At 38.8% G+C, this 20,429-nt stretch carries 14 protein-coding genes; 9 read left to right on the forward strand and 5 right to left on the reverse strand.

Annotation, left to right across the window (positions count from 1 at the left end):
• Positions 1-88: 88 nt before the first annotated feature.
• On the forward strand, positions 89-6,019 hold the full coding sequence (locus AEA09_RS17410; protein ID WP_053585221.1) for a collagen binding domain-containing protein: 5,931 nt from the start codon (positions 89-91) through the stop codon (positions 6,017-6,019).
• A gap of 171 nt (positions 6,020-6,190) precedes the next feature.
• Here the strand turns inward: AEA09_RS17410 and AEA09_RS17415 are convergent, their stop codons facing one another.
• Together AEA09_RS17415 and AEA09_RS17420 are read right to left on the reverse strand one after the other, a co-directional pair.
• Positions 6,191-6,847: a class A sortase gene (locus tag AEA09_RS17415; RefSeq protein ID WP_082332717.1), complete on the reverse strand. Its 657-nt coding sequence runs from the start codon at positions 6,845-6,847 to the stop codon at positions 6,191-6,193.
• A gap of 123 nt (positions 6,848-6,970) precedes the next feature.
• Positions 6,971-7,156: a 2-hydroxymuconate tautomerase gene (locus tag AEA09_RS17420; protein ID WP_024362848.1), complete on the reverse strand. Its 186-nt coding sequence runs from the start codon at positions 7,154-7,156 to the stop codon at positions 6,971-6,973.
• A gap of 66 nt (positions 7,157-7,222) precedes the next feature.
• Between AEA09_RS17420 and AEA09_RS17425 the strand changes: the two genes are divergently transcribed.
• Entirely contained in the window at positions 7,223-7,738 is a 516-nt protein-coding gene (locus AEA09_RS17425; RefSeq protein WP_053585223.1) for a YwhD family protein, read from the forward strand.
• 383 nt (positions 7,739-8,121) lie between these two features.
• On the opposite strand, the gene AEA09_RS17430 is transcribed toward AEA09_RS17425, so the two are convergent.
• On the reverse strand, positions 8,122-10,194 hold the full coding sequence (locus AEA09_RS17430) for a transglycosylase domain-containing protein (protein ID WP_053585224.1): 2,073 nt from the start codon (positions 10,192-10,194) through the stop codon (positions 8,122-8,124).
• 320 nt (positions 10,195-10,514) lie between these two features.
• Between AEA09_RS17430 and speB the strand changes: the two genes are divergently transcribed.
• Positions 10,515-11,387: an agmatinase gene (gene speB, locus AEA09_RS17435; protein ID WP_053585225.1), complete on the forward strand. Its 873-nt coding sequence runs from the start codon at positions 10,515-10,517 to the stop codon at positions 11,385-11,387.
• A gap of 112 nt (positions 11,388-11,499) precedes the next feature.
• Here speB and AEA09_RS17440 read toward each other — a convergent pair whose 3' ends face one another.
• Together AEA09_RS17440 and AEA09_RS17445 are read right to left on the reverse strand one after the other, a co-directional pair.
• Entirely contained in the window at positions 11,500-11,874 is a 375-nt protein-coding gene (locus AEA09_RS17440; RefSeq protein ID WP_053585226.1) for a RidA family protein, read from the reverse strand.
• A 12-nt stretch (positions 11,875-11,886) separates the two neighbouring features.
• Positions 11,887-12,828: a threonine/serine dehydratase family protein gene (locus AEA09_RS17445; protein ID WP_053585227.1), complete on the reverse strand. Its 942-nt coding sequence runs from the start codon at positions 12,826-12,828 to the stop codon at positions 11,887-11,889.
• Positions 12,829-13,323: 495 nt separating this feature from the next.
• Between AEA09_RS17445 and AEA09_RS17450 the strand changes: the two genes are divergently transcribed.
• The 6 genes from AEA09_RS17450 (at position 13,324) to AEA09_RS17475 (ending at position 20,381) form a co-directional block, all read left to right on the forward strand.
• On the forward strand, positions 13,324-13,596 hold the full coding sequence (locus AEA09_RS17450; protein ID WP_053585228.1) for a hypothetical protein: 273 nt from the start codon (positions 13,324-13,326) through the stop codon (positions 13,594-13,596).
• Between the two features lie 927 nt (positions 13,597-14,523).
• On the forward strand, positions 14,524-14,955 hold the full coding sequence (locus AEA09_RS17455) for a YwiB family protein (RefSeq protein WP_053585229.1): 432 nt from the start codon (positions 14,524-14,526) through the stop codon (positions 14,953-14,955).
• The gene (argS, locus tag AEA09_RS17460; protein WP_053585230.1) at positions 14,955-16,622 is read left to right on the forward strand and encodes an arginine--tRNA ligase; all 1,668 of its coding nucleotides are present in this window, start codon (positions 14,955-14,957) and stop codon (positions 16,620-16,622) included. The genes AEA09_RS17455 and argS overlap by 1 nt, the downstream gene beginning before the upstream one ends.
• A gap of 205 nt (positions 16,623-16,827) precedes the next feature.
• Positions 16,828-17,217 carry a MerR family transcriptional regulator gene (locus tag AEA09_RS17465; protein ID WP_053585231.1) on the forward strand — a complete coding sequence of 130 codons (390 nt, stop codon included), beginning with the start codon at positions 16,828-16,830 and terminating at the stop codon, positions 17,215-17,217.
• A complete protein-coding gene (locus AEA09_RS17470; protein WP_053585232.1) occupies positions 17,210-18,712 on the forward strand; it encodes a class I adenylate-forming enzyme family protein in 1,503 nt (500 codons plus the stop codon). Before AEA09_RS17465 ends, AEA09_RS17470 begins: the two co-directional genes overlap by 8 nt.
• A gap of 1 nt (position 18,713) precedes the next feature.
• Positions 18,714-20,381: an acyl-CoA dehydrogenase family protein gene (locus AEA09_RS17475; protein WP_053585233.1), complete on the forward strand. Its 1,668-nt coding sequence runs from the start codon at positions 18,714-18,716 to the stop codon at positions 20,379-20,381.
• Positions 20,382-20,429: the final 48 nt, after the last annotated feature.

Below are 20,429 nucleotides of genomic sequence, written 5' to 3' on the forward strand. Positions count from 1 at the left end.
ATGATAGTTTGTATAATCATTTACCTTTACTTAAGAGATTAGCATCGTCGACAAATTTGTTAGTTCTGGCCTTAGTCAGGAGAGAAAAATGAAGAAAAAACTAAATATCGCTATTCTAACGATGCTACTAGTGTTCCAAACAGTGCTATCGCCGATTTCAGTGTTTGCTGATGAGGTTATACCTCCTGTAGCACCGCCAACTCCAGATGCTGGAGCTGGTCTTGGAGGAGCTGATGTAGTTGTAACAAGTGATGATTCAGCTGATGTGATTGTACCAAAGAACGAGGTTAAACCATTAAATGTAGTGCCATTGGACAATCAAATTTTGGAGAACATCATTACTGATGTTAAGTTATGGAATAAAAGTGCTGTAAATGGTGTGATTCCTCCAGAGGCAGAAGAACTAAGTAAGACGAAACCTAAAGTTAGTGATATCGCCTATATTGAGTTTAATTGGAAAGTATCTACTACAACATCTGGTGATACGTTTACATTCCAGCTACCTGAGCAATTTAAAGATGCTCTAGCTCAGGATGGTTCTTTAACAGGTATTAGTGGTAATGTAGGAATCTTTAATATCACACCTGAAGGTCAGGTGACATTTAAATTTATAGTGGATCCAAATGGATTAGAGGGTAACTTCTTTGTTGCTCGTGGCTTTGATGAAAATGAGCTAGGTAATTCTACGGATGTAACAATTCCATTTAAATTTAACGGAATAGCTATTAAAGAAATTCCCTTGAAATTCGAAAGCCCTGTTAAAGATGGTATGGATAAGCTTGGTTCAGCAGATCGTCTTAGAAATCCTGAAGAAATCTCGTGGACAGTTAAGTTTAATAAAAAAGAGGCTTCATTAAGTGATGCTCAATTTGTAGACACATTACCTAAAGGATTAAAATTTGATCAAGCTACCATTAAAGTTAATAAACTAAAAGTGAGTCCAGCGGGTAACATTACAGTGGGAGACGATGTCACTCTTTCTCCAATTCCACCTGCTATTTCAAATCCAACTGTTTCGGGTGATCCTACAACAGGAGAAGTACTAAAAATTGATTTAGGTGCAACTAATAATGCCTATCAAGTGACGTATACAACAAAGGTTGTAGGAGATTTTGAAGGGCAACAGAGTTTTGAAAATTCAGCGCAATTGCTTGATGCTGGAGTAAAAAAAGAATCAGACGAAGAAATTGTGAATGGTTTGAATTTCAATGAATCTTTAAAGAAAGAAAAAGGTAAGTATAACTCAGCAGATGGTACGATAACATGGGAAGTTCAATATAACTACACTCAAAAAAATATGGATGGTGTATTGATAGATACCCCAGGAAGTGACCATACCTATGAAAAAATAGATAGAATTGAAAAAGGTATAGTAAACCAAGATGGTGAATTTGTAAGTGAAATAAACCTTTCGGATCCTGAAGTCTATGTGACAAAAGATTCTCCGGGAACAGGTCAATTCACGATTAATTTACCTGCTGGCACGGCAGCATATAAAGTCATCTATAAAACAAAGCTTGATGGTCGAGCTATGGAGAACGGTGTAGTTTCAAATACTGTAAAAAATTCGTATGGGAACAGTAAATCTAATACAGCAGATGTAAAACAAGTAGTATTAACAAAATCTATGGTGAATATTGATTATCAAGCAAAGGAAATCACATGGAAATTAATCGTGAACGAAGACAAGGCAATAATGAAGGATGTCGTGATACAAGATGATTTTGAAAATCAAAATCTAACTCTGCAAAAATCAAGTATTGTTGGAGCAGATGATGGTGATATTCAATTACTTGATGCTAACAATAATTTATCTGATACTGAACCTAAAACGACAAAAGGATTTGAAATTAGTTGGGGTTCTTTATCTGATAAAAAAGAAATTACGTATGTTACAACATTTGACCCTACTAAAAATACAGGGCCATACAAAAATACAGCAAGAATTGGTGTAAAGGACCCTACTAATGGTTTTACAGGTATTGGAGTAAAAGATCAAGTACAGCCAGTTAAACCAGGTGATTATACTAAAGATAATGGTGTTAAATCGGGGACATATAATGTAAAAGAAAAAGAAATCACATGGACAATTATTACAAACTACAATTTAAATTCGCTAACAAATGGAGTTATAGAAGACGCGTTCACACCAGGACAAATATTTCAAGAAGATTCATTTAAAGTAGAGAAACTAACTCTTGGTACAGGTACAAATCCCGACGGACAAAATCCTATTAAGGATAGCACGACGGTTTGTGAAGGGAACGATTGTACTGGATTAGTGCCTAAAGAAAATGGATTCAAATATACACTGGGCAACACTTCTGATGCGTACCGTATAACGTATAAAACAAGTCTTAAAGGTGAGCAGGTTCTAAAAGAGTATAAAAATAAAGCCACTTTAAAAGATGGTGAAGATGAGATTTCTGTAAATGAATCTCTAGAGGTTAAACCTCCACATGGTGATAAGTATGTTCTAAAGGCTGCTCAACAAGGCACTGGTGCAGAAGAGGATTTAGCGAAATGGAAAGTAACGATTAACCCAAGTCAATCGTATATTCCAGTAGATCTTACTGATCCTAAAAATCCTATAAAGCCTACTATTACAGATACGATTTCTGGAGATTCAAAATTAGTTGAAGAGTCATTTAGTCTGTATGAAGTAGATAATGGAGATGTTGGGGATGTTAATAGTGTTACACCACCAAGCAGTGGAAAGGTAACGCTGTCTACTACAGATCTAAATGCAGAGTATTACTTAAATATAGACCCAAATGGTAAAACGTTCACATTAACATTTAACAAAGCAATAGAAAAACCATATATTTTAGTATACAACTCATTTATTATGGGTGAACACAACTCAGAGCTTTCTAATAAGGTAACATTTGCTGGTCAATCATCAACAAGTGGACAGAAAGCTGATGGTGAAAAATTTAACATTCAATGGCTTGCGGCTGGTGGTGGTGCTACGAATGGTAAGGGTAAGTTGAAAATTATTAAAGTAGGTAATAATGATAAGCCACTAGCAGGAGCTGAATTCACACTTTATAATGCTTCAGGTGCTGTTGAATTAGAAAAGCTAGTCACAGATGCAAATGGTGTAGCTATTACAAAAGGTTCATATGTGATTAAGACTTACAAAGTTAAAGAAACAAAGGCTCCAGAGGGATATAAAACTATTTCTCCTAATCCAATGGATATAACTTTTACACCAGAATCGGGGCTAGGAGTTGTAAAGATTAAAAATGAGGTAAACACCGGTGCTTCATGTCCAAACTTTACATTTTCAGTGAAAGATCAAACTGGTGATGTAAGAAAGAATATTACTGTGGATTTTAAAGATTCTACAGGTAATATAAAGGCAACTGTGGCGATTGATGAGAGCGGTCTAGGCAAATTACCTTCAGGGTCAATTACTGCAGGAACTTATGATGTTTATAAAGGTAAGGAAAAGTTAGGTACGATTAAAGTTAGCTTTAACGCAGGCGAGTGTCAGGATGAAGTAAGCCTAGCAGCTGCTTGTCCAGTCTTCACCATTACAGTAAAAGACGTAAATGGTGTACTTGATACAAATAAAGAAGTAACGATTAAAGATAGTAACAAAGTTATTATAGCAACTCTAACGACGGGTTCTACTAATGGTCAAGTAACGTTACCAAGCACGACGACTCCAGGTAAGTACTATGTACATGATAAAGAAGATGTGCTATTAAAAGAAATTGATGTAGATTTCAGAGCAGGTCTTTGCCAGGTAGAAGTTCAACCACCTCCGTCAAATGCATGTTCAGTCTTCACTATTACTGTAAGAGATGAAGATGGCAACGTGAAAAAAGATGCTAAAGTTAGTGTAGAGGTAGATGTTAAAGATGCTTCTACAGATGTAATTACTACTAAGACCCTTGATCTAACAGCAAATGATGAAGGTCAAGTAACATTGCCGTCTGAAACCGTTCCTGGTCAATATACGGTTAAAGACACAAAGGATCCATCAAAAATTCTAGGCACTGTAAAAGTGAGCTATAAAGATGGAGAATGTCAGGGCAAAGTACAATATCCTAAAGTATGTACAGCTTTTGAAATTACAGTTATCAATCCAGATGGGGTAACGCCTAAAGTAAATACGGATGTTATTGTGAAAGATGAAGCGGGTACTGAAACAACTTATACGACAGATTCAGATGGTAAAATTAAATTACCAACGACTCAATTACCAGGAAATGTAACGGTTAATGAGGTAAATCCAGATGGTTCAATCGGTGAGGTAATTAATAATGTAAAAGTAACGTACACAAAAGATTGTAAAGGTACAGTTACTAAAGCTGCTTGTCCAGCATTCACATTAACAGTGAATGATAAAAAATTAGCTCCTGTTGGGGAAAATGTAAAAGTGACAATTAAAGACCAAACAGGTCGAGTAATCGAAACAGGAAAAACTGATGCAAAAGGTAAAATTGTCTTTGAGGATAAGGCAAAATTATTAGAAGGTCAAAGCTACACAGTATTTAACGAAGCAGGCGTTAAGCTTGGTGATATAACAGTTAGCTATATTGATGGTATTTGTGGAGCGGAAATTCAAGTTCCAGAATATTCTTGTCCAATTTTCACATTAACAGTTCAAGATGTGAATGGTAATCCTCGTCCTAATGTAGATGTAACAATTAAGGATGGAAAAGGCAATCCAGTGGCAACTACAAAGACAGATGGAAAAGGTGTAGCAACAGTACCTTATACTGTAGAGCCAGGTGTTTACTACGTATATGAAGGTAACGTATACATCAATTATATTACGGTTACTGACACATGTTCAGCAACTGTGAAACCACCAACTGGCGGTGGAGGCGGTGGTTGGACACCACCTCCAACAGAACCACCAGTAAATCCAGAGAATCCAACACCAGGTAATCCGGATCCAGAAAAACCAGTGAATCCAGAAAACCCAACACCAGGTAATCCGGATCCAGAAAAACCAGTGAATCCAGAAAACCCAACACCGGGTAATCCAGATCCAGAGAAACCGGTGAATCCAAACCCAGGTAACCCAGATCCAGAGAAGCCGGTGAATCCAAACCCAGGTAACCCAGATCCAGAGAAGCCGGTGAATCCAAACCCAGGTAACCCAGATCCAGAGAAGCCGGTGAATCCAAACCCAGGTAACCCAGATCCAGAGAAGCCGGTGAATCCAAACCCAGGTAACCCAGATCCAGAGAAGCCGGTGAATCCAAACCCAGGTAACCCAGATCCAGAGAAGCCGGTGAATCCAAACCCAGGTAACCCAGATCCAGAGAAGCCGGTGAATCCAAACCCAGGTAACCCAGATCCAGAGAAGCCGGTGAATCCAAACCCAGGTAACCCAGATCCAGAGAAGCCGGTGAATCCAAACCCAGGTAACCCAGATCCAGAGAAGCCGGTGAATCCAAACCCAGGTAACCCAGATCCAGAGAAGCCGGTGAATCCAAACCCAGGTAACCCAGATCCAGAGAAGCCGGTGAATCCAAACCCAGGTAACCCAGATCCAGAGAAGCCGGTGAATCCAAACCCAGGTAACCCAGATCCAGAGAAGCCGGTGAATCCAAACCCAGGTAACCCAGATCCAGAAAACCCAGTGAATCCAACACCGGGTAACCCAGGTTCAGAAAATCCAACGAATCCAGGGAATACAACTACAGGTACTCCTGGAAATTCGAACGGTGGTACATCTGTACAAGAAATTATTGACCAAGGCAAAAAATTACCACCTTACAATGCAACAACAACGCCGAGTCAAAGTACTCTAGATAAGTACAAAGACTTCCTAAACAAATACTCTCAACTTTCAAAAGAAGATCAGTTGGCAGTGGGCAAATCGGTTGATATTGATAAGATAAAAGCAGCTGCAAAGCAAATGGAAGCACAGCTTGCAAAAGGTAAGCTACCACAAACAAATGGAGCAGACCAAACAGGTATGATTGCTATTGGATTATTACTAGTAGCGGGAAGCGTATTCTTCCTACGCCGTCGTAACGCTGAAACAAAATAACAAGCTAAAAAACGCTCCAAGAGAAGAAATTCTCAAGGAGCGTTTTTTGCTGTTTCATCAAGAATCACCGATACCAAACAACTAAAAGCATTAATAAAAATCAATTATCCTTACTAGTTGAACTTTAGAATGACTCTAACCTCATATGTATTCCTAATCTGCTGAAAATGCTTAAGAAAGCTCTTCAGGTGCTTCATTCATTGGATACTGTTTAACGAAGTCAGCTTGCACCATGAGTCGCTGTTCGCCGTCTTCTGTGCATGTAATTAGTGTTAAAATAGTGTTTTCTGTATCTTCAATGACATAGACATCTGTTGCTTCGATTACTTTTTTCACGGACAGTTTGTATTCATAGATATTTGTTAAATCTGTTAAGTAAATCGCATCACCTATCTTAGTCCGATAGAGAGGTCCAAACAAGATATCTTTGCCCTCGAAATAATGGCTGGCTAATGCGTAGTTACCTTTACCTAATTGTTGAGTAGGCTTCATCGTGCCAGCTCCGACAGCGAGTGCAGTTTGGCCAACCCCTTTTAGAATTGGTAATTGCAATTGTACTTCAGGGATGACGATGCTACCGATCACAGGAAGTTTATCGATTGATGCTTGGGCTTTTAATACTTCTGTAATGGACAAAGATTGAACCGCTTCAAAATCAAAATCTGCTTCCTTCTCTAAATTGATTTGTAAATCTTCTGAAGTGTACTCAGTTGTATTTAATCGATCACTCAAATGTGCAATGATGAAGTTTTGAATGGGATTAATGAAGATGAGTATAAGACCGAGGATAAGCACACAAATTAGTAACGTATTTTTGAATTTATTCACCTTGCAGCACCTCCTTAGTGTGTTTATCGACATGGATTAGTGATTTATCGCCTTACTTTTGAATTTTATCGACATGAACATTAAAAAAAGGTAGAGCTAAATCGCTCTACCTACAATAATAGATTATTTATCACTAAAGCGAACGCCGGCAACACCGTAATGGTTTTTAGACATTTCTTCGATAAAAACAGTAACGTTTTCTACTGGTGCGTTGACTGTTCGAGAAACGGCTTCCGTTACTTCTTTGACAAGTGCACGTTTTTGTTCTTCTGTGCGACCTTCAATCATTTTCACTGTTACATATGGCATTATATAGCCCCCTTAATGGTATTTTGGTGTATATTTAAATAATAGCAGAATGGAGGGAATTAGAGTATGACAAAAGAAGAAAAACCAAAACAAAAAATAGGCTTTACAATAATAAAGAATGACCCAACAGACGGCCATAAAGGATTTGGTGTCGGTTCTCTTTCACTCGAAAACGTTTCACCAGTCATTATCGATATAGAAGAGGGCAAGGCGTCGATTGAAATTGGTGCGATGCATGCACGTAGTGATATTGAACGAGGTATTAAATTTACAACAAACCGTGAGGATTCAGAGGGTGGTAAAGCGTACTGGTTAGTATGGGTTACCATTGACCATAAAGAAGATGGCCCATACTATGCAGGGGTTACTGCGTGTGAAATGGTTGTCAATCGTGAGAAGCGCCGTGGCTATAAGATATTAGCTGATCACGTCAATAAAATGGATAAATCGATGAAGCGCCATATAATTGTTGAACATATGGATGAACCGTCTAAAAAGATACTGACGAACTTCCTAGAAGGTCATAATCCAGATATGTGGAAGCGCAGTGCAGAACAGTTGCGTCAAGACTTATCTGTATAAATAAGTCCCAATGATTGAACAATCTGTGACATTTTGCAATCGCTTTCGATATGTGGTTGAAACTGTCTCTGAAAAAAAGTACACTTGAAGCAGAGCTTACATTTTAGTAAGCTAGGACACTTGGTCTCGCGAATAGTGATGAGCGCTATGCGGCATTTGAATTACCCAAGCCGAATGCCCCATGATTCTCATCCTTTCCGTTGGCCATAAAAAAAGAAAAGCTTTCTGTTCCCACGGACACGTCTCCGGGGAAGAGAAAGCTTTTCTTTTTAGTTTATATTACGTCAAGACTAATAGCGCATCACGCCATCGAGGTCGCTTTTGAAATTTCGTATAACAATTTTGTCGTGAGGTTTCGTATACTAGAACGCATAAGGCTACACTTATTGTTCATTTTTATTATCACCTTTAAAAAGAGAAAAAGGTAACATATTCCAAATTTCACCCCACGTACTACTATCTAAAACATCGAAATTCGAACATTTTTCTGTTGGAACATCTTCAGAATTTAAGTACACTAGGCGCTGTTTAGGACATGCATCGCTTGCAAGCTTACCTGTTTCAATATCAACGACAACGCCTTTAACACCTTTTGGCTTTGTGAAGTCCTGATTTTTCGTCCCGCTATTTACCGTTTCCATAAAATCAATCCATATTTGTTTTGTAGCGGCCATGTCTTCTTTGGCAGAAAGATTTTTGCCTTGGTCGTAACCATTCCAAACACCTGCAGTTAAGTTGGGTGTATAGCCAATCAGCCACTGGTCACTATTTGTAGAACCTGATTTTGCTGCATACGTATGTGTCATACGAGAGCGAATGGCAATTCCCGTTGCAGGGGAGTAATCGCTGAATACAGGATCGAACATTCCCGTCATCATCTCTGTGAGTATATATGCGTCCTTTTTTGAAAGTACAGGTTCTGTTGCTTTTTCGACTTCTTTGTTTTCATAAATGATGTTACCATCGGCATCTTTAATAGAAACAATAGTTGTTGGTGCTATTTTTTGACCTTGCGACGCTAGAATATTATAAGCGTTCGTCATTTGGTATAGTGTTGTTTCGGCTGTGCCAAGGGCAGTCGATAAATTGTCTTCGGTACCAACATTAACATCAAAGCGACTAGCCATCTCATGGAACGTTTTAAAGCCGATATCTTCTAATGTTTTGACGGCATAAATATTATCGGAAATAGCAATTGCTTGGGCCATGGACATATCATGATCAGCAAATTTTCCATTAACGTTTTTCGGTGCATATGTTTTGCGGCCTTTATCATAGGTGAATGTAGTTTCCTTAACGTCTAGGAACGTTAATGGTGTATATCCGTTTTCAAGTGCTGCCGCATACAGAATTGGTTTAATCGTTGAGCCAGGCTGACGTTTTGCTTGTGTTACTCGGTTAAAGGAACTTGCTGCATAATCACGACCACCGACAAGTGCTGTCACTGCACCTGTATTCGATTCCATACTGACAAATGCGGCTTGTAGATCAGTATCGGGCATATTATCAGCGACAGCTTCTTCAGCTGCTTTTTGATGGGCTCTGTTCAGCGTTGTTTGAATCGTCCAGCCGCCTTCACTAATATCGAGATTTTTTGATTTTAGTAGCTCACTCGCTTCTTGCCAAGCAACATCTAGAAAATAGGGAGCAACTGATTTAGCAGCTACCCACTTATCATTTTTCAGCACGATTTGTTCTTGTTGGGCACGTGTTTTTTCTGCTTCTGTAATAACGCCCTGTTCAGCCATTAGACTTAAAATTACATGCTGGCGATTTGTTGCCTTTTCAAAGTTCACGATAGGTGAGTATAGGCTTGGTCCTTTTGGTACACCCGTGAGCATGGCTGCTTCCGCAAGCGTTAAATCACTCGCAGACTTACTGAAATAGTAGCGACTTGCTGCTTCTACCCCATACATACCATGCCCGTAATACACAGTATTTAAATAACCCTCTAGTATCTCGTCCTTATCATAAAAGACTTCTAATCTATATGCATAAAGAGCTTCATTTAATTTACGTGTCCAAGATTTTTCATGTGTTAAATACAAGTTGCGTGCGTATTGTTGTGTAATGGTACTCGCACCTTGCACTTTACTACCAGCTTTAATATCAACTAAAATAGCCCCAGCAATACGAGAGAAGTCAAAGCCATTATGCTCATAAAAATCTTTATCCTCGACAGCTACTACTGCCGTTTTTAAATAGGGTGACATTTCATCGAGATCTACCCAATAACGACGTTCACTAGTAAAGTGGTCGCCGATATGATTTTCGCTCTCGTCTAAGAAAATAGACGCTTTTGGTACTGTTAATGGAGGCGCACCAGCTAATTGAACATATATGCGTATTGCTACAAATGCTACAATAATTGCAGATGCAAAGGCGACAAAAAGTGTAAGTGCTTTACGTGTTCGTTTCACACGCTTTTGCTTACGTTGATAGCTTTTTCTTTTCATCCTACTTCACCTCGTTTTCTAACAATTTAGCTTCAGTATGTGTCTGAACATTCTCATTTAATCGAAAATATGCATAAAAACTATTGCACTTTGTTCAAAAACATCTATACTTTTTTTGTACTGATTGGAAATCACTATTCAACGTTTAAATAATCTATCTTTCGACAAAAACGTCGCAGTTGTAGATATTACACGAATTTTAGTAGCTTTTCCAATATAGTATACGTGAAAACGGGCAAGAAGGTTTCCTGCTCTGTGACAATGTTGAATTAGAAAATATATGAATCTGACTATGATCAGGCTTTAATGGAGGACTAAAAATGCGATTTGATGAAGCTTATTCAGGAAATGTTTTTATAAAAAGTCATCCTACTTATGAGGATGCACAAGCCGTTATTTACGGTATGCCAATGGATTGGACAGTGAGTTATCGTCCAGGCTCACGCTTTGGCCCACAACGGATTCGAGAAGTATCGATTGGTCTAGAAGAGTACAGCCCATATTTAGACCGTGATTTAGAGGAAGTAAAATATTTCGATGCAGGGGATATACCACTTCCATTTGGAAATGCTCAACGTTCTTTAGATGAAATTGAAAAATTCATCGTGAAGCTTTTAGAAGATGGCAAAATACCTGTTGGCATGGGTGGAGAACATTTAGTGTCATGGCCTGTGATGAAAGCTGTATCTGCAAAATATGATGACCTTGCTATCATCCATTTTGATGCACATACAGATTTACGTGTTGAATATGAAGGAGAGCCACTTTCTCACTCAACGCCAATTCGTAAAATTGCTGAGCATATCGGGCCGAAAAATGTATACTCGTTTGGGATTCGTTCAGGAATGAAGGAAGAATTTGAATGGGCAAAGGAAAACGGAATGCACATTTCAAAATTTGAAGTGCTAGAGCCTTTAAAAGAAGTATTACCAACACTAGCAGGACGCAATGTGTACATAACGATTGATATTGACGTTTTAGACCCAGCACACGCTCCAGGTACTGGTACTGTGGATTGCGGTGGTATTACATCAAAAGAATTATTAGCATCTATTCATGCAATTGCAGCAAGCGGTGTGAATGTAGTTGGCTTTGATCTTGTAGAGGTAGCGCCAATTTACGATTCATCTGAAATGACAGCTAATACAGCATCAAAATTATTACGAGAAATGATTTTAGGTTGGGTGAAATAATAAAAATCAATTATGCCTCGGCATAATTGTTCCTGACGCTTTTGGTACAAAAAATTTGCTGAATAATATAAAAGGGTGTCCCATTGAAAAATACACTGGGACACCCTTTATATTATGCTTGTAGTTCTGCAATAGCCTCTAATTCAATTAAGCAGCCATTACTTAATTCTTTAATCGGGATAATGGCACGTGCTGGTTTATGATCCCCGAAAAAGGTTGCGTAGGCTTCGTTCACTTCTCCCCATAAATCTGCAGAGGTAACATAGACTCTGCACATGACAACAGCTTCTTTTGTGAGATTGCTTGCAAGTAGTACGACCTCCATTTTTTGGAGGGCCATTAACGTTTCGGCTTGAATACCTCCTTTTGCAGGTTTCCCAGTAGCTGGATCTGCTGATGTTTGACCAGAAATATACAAATTTCCGTTACTAATCATTCCCAGCGTGTAATGCCCGATAGGCTCTTTATCTATAGATATTTGTTTCATTTGACTGACCCCTTATAAATTTATTAATTGATTTAATCCAACATTGCCACCTGAAATCAGGAAGCATACATTTTCTTTTTTTGAAGTTGGTAAAATACCCTGAAGTGCGGCGCCTATTACAATCGCCGAGGAAGGTTCTGCTAATATTTTCCCATCAAGTAGCAATGTTTGCATACCATTATGTAAAGAAATTTCATCTACGCTAACAACTTCATCGACAAGCTTTTGAACAATTGGAAAGTTTCGCTCACCAGGTTGTAATGTTAAGAGCGCATCTGCCAGAGATTGTTGTTCCTCCAAGAGTAACCTTTCGTTTGCTTGTAAGCTTTTTGCATAGCGTGAAATGACGGCAGGTTCCGCACCAATTACTTTAACATTTGGTGCCAAAGATTTTATAGCGGTCGCTATACCACTAATCAGACCACCACCACCAATTGGCACAACAATTTTATCGACTTCAGGAAGTTGTGCTAAAATTTCTAAACCTGCAGTTCCTTGTCCCGCCATAATATCAAAATCATCGTAAGGATGGATGATGGAGTAACCGTGTTCTGAACTTAGTCTTTCTGTAACTATATGTCTTTCGGCAAGCTTACATTGTATAACATGTGCACCAAGTGCGCGTATGCCCTCTACTTTAACGATCGGTGCTGTATCAGGTAAAACGATTGTCGCATGAATATTTAATAGCTTTGCAGCGTAGGCAACCCCTTTACCATGATTACCGGATGAAGCGGCAACAACTCCTTTTTGTAATTGGTCAATTGGCATAGCCAGCATTTTATTGAGGGCGCCACGCAATTTGAATGAGTTAGTTTTTTGCATATTCTCTGCTTTTATATAAACATTGCAACCTAAAACCTCGTCGAGTCCTTGTAAGCGAATAACTGGTGTTTCGTAAATATAAGGTGCAAGTTTTCTTTTGGCAGCCTGAATGCTTTCAAGTGTCAACATGAGTACCCCTCATTCCCGTTAGTTAATTGAAAATTCTGAAATAATAATATAACTGTATTGTTAGCGTTAATATCTGTCAATACAATGGAAGAAATAAATGCTATTAAGTAAGCATTTCATTACGCAAAAAAGCAAGATGACAATTTAAGTATCCCATTTTTTTAGTAGCAATATGCGATAATGGCTAGATTGTCGAATGCTGCACCTTTAGGGACTGTCCCAAAGGTCCCTCTACGCATACCGTTTCAATGTGCGTGATAGTCGTTCGGAAATATGTAATAGACCAAACTTGGAGACTTGGCTGGAGTGGTAACGCTACGAACTTTAGGAATTGGAAAAAAGGGTTTAGTCACACTTATGTTCATAGCGATTCCCCTTTACAAACTTTAATGTTTACGTAACTTGTTGAAAGGGCATATGTAATGGACTGGAGATACAAGAAATAATTAAATAATGGGGAATGAAATTTCCTTAGAATGAGGAGAATGTGAATACATGAAAAAATTACTTATAGGTACATTTACAGCAGTACTTTCTACAGGATTATTATTTGGATGTGGAACACCTGATGATGAACAGGAGCCAGATCCAACTGAAGAACCTTCTGAACAACAAGAAGATGAAAACCAAATGGATGAACAGGAGCCAGATCTAACTGAAGAACCTTCTGAACAACAAGAAGATGAAAACCAAATGGATGAACAGGAGCCAGATCCAACTGAAGAACCTTCTGAACAACAAGAAGATGATAAACAAGATGGTAACTAAAATAAACGAGTTCTCCAGTTAAATAAACCATAAAAGGCCACTCAGTGATGGGTGGTCTTAATAGTTATTATGTTATTAAAAAAATCTTTAATTATACCTGATTTAATTAGTAACGTGTCCTATACTAATGTCTCGCGTTAGAATGCTTAAATCCATTGGGAGAGTGAGCATGATGCTTTGAAAATTGAAACTAATCATTTAATCTGCTTAAACATGTCTGAATAATTAATATAATCTAAGTAGCTGCTAACAATGTGGTTACTTTTTATTATGACCAAAATAAAAAACACTTTTAGCTGTATGAGGATATGCAGCAAAATTCACAATCCTTATTAGAAACGGCCGTACAAGAAAATAGTCATAACGCCTATGAATTATCCGCTCAAATGATTCAACTAGAGGTTGTTTAGGGAACTGTTGCACGTTTAATGGAGAGAATCGACGAGATCATCTTTGTGCTAACTGTAGTTAATTAGTACATAAAGATTATGACTGTTGCCCTCCACAATAACTTAGGGAGGGTTATTTTATGTAAGAGGCTATTCTTATAATTGACCAACAAAAAAAGATTGAAGCTAATCGCCATAATCTCACTCACACACCTATACACACACTCGAATAGCTTTTAAATAGCCCCAAATATGTGCTTTTGTATACGTTATCTTGCATGGTTTGGAATTACTCGAATTTATTTAATTGTGTATGCTGTAATGTGCATCCATGCCATTTTAGGATGGCTGAAATAATTAAAGAAGAAAGTGTTCCGTTGTGTTTTCACGATGGAGCACTTTTTTAGTATGTCGTGATAAAGCTACTCAATTTAAATCTAATGCTTTGTGTAGCATTCACTTCCTTCTTGAAAAACGATACACATTCATCCTATAATAAGAAGGTTATAGTAAAAAGATATAGAAGGAGCTATCCATGATGGCGAACGAAGCAAAATCGCAGGTGAACATTAAGCTCATTTCTACGATTCGTCCGATTGATGGGGAGTCCGAAACATTTGAAATGTGGTTAAATGGCCATCTACTTGAAAAAGCAGGTAGTATGTATTTGAAATATGAAGAGGTGCAAGAGGATAAAACAATCCGCACAACGATGAAACTCGGCGAAGAGCAAGCACTCATTATGCGCGCTGGGGCAGTCAAAATGCGCCTACCATTGAACATTTTTGAACAACAATTTGGGCATTATGAAAGTGAATTCGGTTCGGTACCACTCGTTATTCAAACGAAAAAAATGACGTTTACACGACAAGAAGTAAGCGGAGATTTTTTTGTACAGTATGACTTACTGATGAGTGGGCAGTCCGTTGGGAATTATACATTAGACATTACATTTACGGAGGTACAATGATGAACGCAGTAGAACAAGTACAGCAAGCCATTAAAGATGCGATTGCGCAGGCAGTAGAAAAAGCAGGCCTAGTTGAAGCAGGCACAGAGTTAAATATTCATCTTGAAACACCAAAAGATAAAGCAAACGGTGACTATGCTACAAATATCGCCATGCAACTAACGAAATTAGCAAAAAAACCACCTCGCGCGATTGCAGAAGCTATTTTAGCAAACATCGAAACAGAAGGCACGGATATCGAGAAAATCGATATTGCGGGCCCTGGCTTCATGAACATTACTGTACGTAAAGATTTCCTTGCAGGCGTAGTAACGGCTGTACTTGAGCAAGGAGCAGACTATGGTCGCTCTACTGCAGGTGCTGGAGAAAAAGTGCAAGTAGAATTCGTATCAGCAAATCCAACTGGTGACCTTCACCTAGGCCACGCGCGCGGAGCATCTGTAGGGGATTCATTATGTAACGTTTTAGATATGGCAGGTTATGTGGTATCTCGTGAATACTACATTAACGATGCAGGGAACCAAATTAATAACCTTGCGTATTCTCTTGAAGCACGCTATAAGCAAGCTTTAGGAATGGATGCTACAATGCCTGAAGATGGCTATCATGGTGCTGATATTATCAATATTGCTGGTAAATTAGCAGAAGAGTACGGTGCTACAATTTTAGATAAACCTGAAGAAGAACGTTTTGCATTCTTCCGTCAACACGGTCTTGCTTTAGAATTAGATAAATTAAAAACAGACCTTGCGAACTTCCGTGTAAACTTTGATGTTTGGTATTCTGAAACTTCATTATACGGTAACGGTAAAATTGAAGTGGCATTAGATAAATTAAAAGCGAATGGTCACGTATTTGAAGAAGACGGTGCAACTTGGTTCCGTTCAACAACATTTGGTGATGACAAAGACCGCGTACTTATTAAAAACGACGGCTCATTCACATACCTGACACCAGATATTGCGTACCACCAGGACAAAATTGTACGTGGCTTCGATAAATTAATTAATATTTGGGGCGCTGACCACCATGGTTATATTCCACGTATGAAAGCGGCAATCCAAGCACTAGGCTACGACCGTGAAACACTTGAAGTGGAAATTATTCAAATGGTGCAACTGTATAAAAACGGCGAAAAATTCAAAATGAGTAAACGTACAGGTAACGCTGTAACAATGCGCGAACTTGTAGAAGAAGTAGGCTTAGATGCTGTACGTTACTTCTTTGTGAAAACAGCAGGCGATTCTCATATGGACTTTGACCTTGACCTTGCAGTATCGCAATCAAATGAAAACCCTGTGTACTATGCGCAATATGCACACGCTCGTATTTCTTCAATTTTGCGTTCAGCGAGTGAGCAAGGCTTTGCAGCTTCAACAGACAACTTAAATCTGTTAGTGGCAGAAAAAGAAATTGATCTACTGAAAAAAGTGGGCGACTTCCCGAAAGTCGTAGCAGATGCAGCGAAACATCGCACACCGCACCGTATCGCGAACTACATTCAAGAAACTGCTGCAACTTTCCACAGTTTCTACAATGCAGAAAAAGTACTAGATGCTACGAACAAAGAATTAACTGAAGCACGTCTAGCACTAATAACAGCAGTACGCACAACGCTTGCAAATGCATTACGCTTAATTGGTGTATCTGCGCCAGAAAAAATGTAAGAACGAAAATATCAAAACAGTTTCTGATGAAAAATCGGAAACTGTTTTTTTTGATTTTAGAGTGAGACAGAAAGAGAGGCTAAAGTAATGGATAGAACTACATAAAAACTCTTTAATGTTGTTAATTTCTCTTTTAATCAATTTCCTTGTTGTTATTGACGTTAACGTCAATGGTATACTGAGGTCAATTGAGAAGGGGGATGACATGAAAACGATTCAAGAGATAGCCAAACAATTTAAGGTTTCGACCCGTACAATTCGATATTATGAAGAACTCGGATTACTCAGACCCGATCGTTCAAATGCCAACCAACGAACCTTTTCAAAAAAAGAAATGGCAAAACTAAAGTTGATTTTCCGAGGTAAACGTTTTGGTTTTTCGTTAGATGAGATAAAAGAGATGGTGCTGTTATTTGATTTGGATCGTACTGGTGTTCAACAATTAGAGCGCACTGTCGCATATGGCGAGCAAAAAATGCACGAGATTGATGAAAAAATAGCGGAGCTTACGCAAATGAAAAGCGAATTGCAACAAATGCATGACATGTTTAGTGAAAAGTTAACTACTTTAAAGGGAGAGATGCTAGATGAATAGTTCAAATTTATTAGCCCGTAATGCCCGAAAGTATCCAATGAATGAAGCTATTATTTGTCATGGAAGAAGAATTTCTTATCGTCAACTGGATGAACAAGTGACACGCTTTAGTCATGTTTTACTGGAGCGAGGGATCGAAACAGGTGATAAAGTAGTTATTTTTATGCCAAATGTATTGGAGTTTGTCGTAAGTTATTTTGCTATTCAACGTATTGGTGCTGTTGTAGTACCTGTCAACGCGAAATTTACATTATCAGAAGTAGAATATGTCGTACAGCATGCAGATGCAAAAGCCATTATTGCTCATGAGGCTATTTTTGCAACAGTCGAAAGTATTTCAGCTGTTACACTTAAGATTAAAACTGGCCAAGTGAAAGACGGATGGCTTAGTTACGATGCACTTATCCAAGAAGCTAGTTCACAAACAATTAACTGCCAATTGAATGAGGAAAATGATTCTACAATTTTATATACATCTGGAACAACAGGTAAGCCTAAGGGTGTACTTTTTAGCTATCGAAATATATTAACCGTCGCACAAATGATTGCAATTGAAATGGAAGTCAAACCGGAAAGTCGCATATTACTGATGATGCCATTAACACATTCAGCACCATTACATTTGTTTTTGATGGCGGGTATGTTAGTGGGGGCAACAAATGTACTAACACCAACGTTTACACCAGATTTATTCATCGACATGATCGAGCAAGAAAAGACGACACATTTCTTTGGCGCACCTGTAGCGTACTTATTAACAGCGCAAATACCGAGGTTACAAACAGCTGATTTGACGTCGATGAAATGGTGGGTTTACGGTGGTGCGCCATTGTCGCAAAGTGAAATTCCTTTTATTCAAAATGCATTCCAAACAGACAATTTAACAAGTGTTTACGGCTTAACAGAGGCTGGGCCTAGTGGGGCAATAATGTTTGGAAAGGAACATACGCAGAAAGCAGGGAGTATTGGTAATCGTGCCCCGTTTGGTACAGAGCTCAGAATTGTTGATGAGAATGGTGAAGATGTGCCAGTCGGTGAGATTGGTGAAATCGCCTTGTATGGTGAAGGGAATATGAAGGGCTATTACAAGGACGAAGTAGCGACTAAGGCGGTGTTTATAGATGGATGGCTACGCTCTGGCGATTTAGCCCGCTTCGATGAGGACGGTTATATTTGGATTGTAGATCGTAAAAAGGACGTTATCATTTCAGGCGGGGTAAATATTTATCCGAAAGAAATTGAAGATTGTCTATTAAGCTACGAAGGTATTTTTGAAGTGGCAGTTATCGGTGTGCCACATCCACAGTGGGGAGAGACAGTAAAAGCGGTCTATGCTTCAAAGGTAGAAATTGATAAAGACGCACTTGAAGCTTACTTAGAGGAGCATTTAGCAAAATATAAAATTCCTCGTATTTTTGAATGCGTGGAGGCACTTCCGCGAAATGCAGCGGGCAAAATTTTAAAACAGTCGTTGAAGGGACAAGAGGTGAGCTAGCATGAAAGTATTGCAGCAGGAAGTAGCACGAACAACCAATTTTTTTACGAATGATGAGACATTGCATAAACTATTAGAAATGATGCTAGATGAAGAATTTTTAACATATGCAAAGCGTGAATTAACGGATTTGGGTGAACTTTGTGCAGGTGATATTGATGTGCGAGCGAAGCATACAGATCGTGAGGGGGAGCCTCGTTTACTGCGTTATGATCAGTATGGTGAAGAAGTGTCAGAGATTTGGGTGAATGAGGGTTATAAAAAAACAATTGAAGAAACGTACAATACAGGAATTGTTGGCTATGTGCATAAGGAAATTCCGCAGCTAGGTAGAAAAGGGAATTATGTGTATAGCTTTGCACAAGGTTACTTGCTGTCACATGCAGAGCCTGGATTTTATTGTCCTGTAACATTAACGATGGCAACAGCTTATTTACTTGATCATTATGCGAGTGATGAGGTGAAAGAACGATTTTTACCGCATGTATGTGCAACTGGAGATACAGAACTTTATGAGGGTGCGACGTTTTTAACGGAACGGCAGGGAGGCTCGGATGTCGGGGCGAATGTGGTAAAAGCTGTGCAGGATGGGGGAAGCTATCGTTTATACGGAGAGAAGTATTTTGCTTCAAATGCTGGTATGTGCGGAGTAGCGATGGTATTAGCGCGTATGGAAGATGCTCCAAAAGGATCGAAAGGTTTAACCTTGTTTGCAGTACCTTGGCGTAGTGAGGATGGCGCAGTTAATCATTTACGCATTCGCCGTTTAAAGGATAAACTGGGCGTTAAAGCAGTACCATCAGGTGAGGTTGAGTTCGATGGGGCAATTGCTTATGTCGTTGGCGACCCGAATAAAGGAATTTATTATATGCTGGAGGCACTAAACTTGTCGCGTATTAGTAATGCAATTTCTTCAATTGGTATTATGCGTCGAGGCTTTTTAGAAGCGAAGCATTATGTAACCAATCGCCATGCATTTGGTCAGCCTTTAACACAATATCCAATGATTAAGGATTCATTAGGGAAGTTTGCAGCAAAGCTACACGTAGAGGTAGCCACTGTATTTGACTTGATTCAATTGTATGATAGTGTGACAAGTGGTCAAGGTAGCGAGCAAGACATTGTCCTGAACCGTTTATATATTGCTATCATTAAAAAAGAAACAGCAGAGCAAGCTGTGCATTATGCAAGTGAGGCCATTGAGTTGCATGGCGGGAATGGCTATATTGAAGATTTTGTTACACCTCGTTTATTGCGGGATGCTCAAGTGCTAACGGTTTGGGAGGGCACAGCGAATATCATGGCGTTAGAATTAATTCGCCTAGTAGACAAATTTAATGCGCATGAGTTGTTTATAAATACTATGAAGAAACGACTAGAAAAGCTTGAAACGAATCAATTAGTTGAAATAGTTCATAGTCAACTTGAGAAACTCACTGTACAACTGAACAAATTTAGTAAATTAGATGAGGCAATGAAAACTTTTGAAGCAAAACAAGTTGCTAAGAAAATGGCACATATGTATGAAAGTGTAGTAGCTGTTGAATGGGCAGTAAAGTTTGGCGGTAAGTATGAAAAGTTAGCAGATGTTTATTTAGAGGATACGTGGGCGTTACGTGAAATGGGTGCACCAATGAAAACCGTACAGTATTTTGAAGACATAATGTAGTGTGTAGGGGCTCTAAATTAGAGTCCCTATTTTTTATCGTTGTATAAT

It is taken from the genome of Lysinibacillus contaminans (assembly GCF_001278945.1).
GTDB lineage: Bacteria > Bacillota > Bacilli > Bacillales_A > Planococcaceae > Lysinibacillus > Lysinibacillus contaminans.